This window comes from Belnapia sp. AC561 (assembly GCF_979252845.1).
The window spans coordinates 1-266 of sequence record NZ_CEEDBP010000256.1 but is presented as its reverse complement, the minus strand read 5'-3'; the positions used below and the strand labels follow the sequence as shown (position 1 = coordinate 266).

The 266-nt window shown below is 66.5% G+C and carries 1 protein-coding gene; it reads left to right on the top strand.

What is annotated here, in order from left to right; all coding sequences use genetic code 11:
• Nucleotides 1-208, top strand: a 208-nt coding sequence (locus tag AC0IW9_RS30980; RefSeq protein ID WP_471652137.1) for an STAS domain-containing protein, incomplete at its 5' end; no start/stop codon positions are given.
• Between the last annotated feature and the right edge of the window lie 58 nt (nucleotides 209-266).

Genomic DNA, 266 nt, shown 5'->3' with positions numbered 1-266 from the left:
CAGCAAGGGCAAGCGGGTGGTGATCGAGGCGCAGCAGATCAACTTTATCGACTACGCCGGCGTCACCATGCTCCACCAGGAAGCCCATCGCCTGCGGGCGCAGGGCCGACGCCTGTGCCTGCGCCGGGCCAAGACGCAGGTGGTCGAGGAATTGCTCAAGCTTGAAGGTGAAGCGGACTGCCCCATCGAGTTCGAGCCGGCTGTTTAACCGAGCTGGCTGCGCAGTTCGGCCAGCACGCTGGCGCTGTCCGGGCGGACGCTGCGCC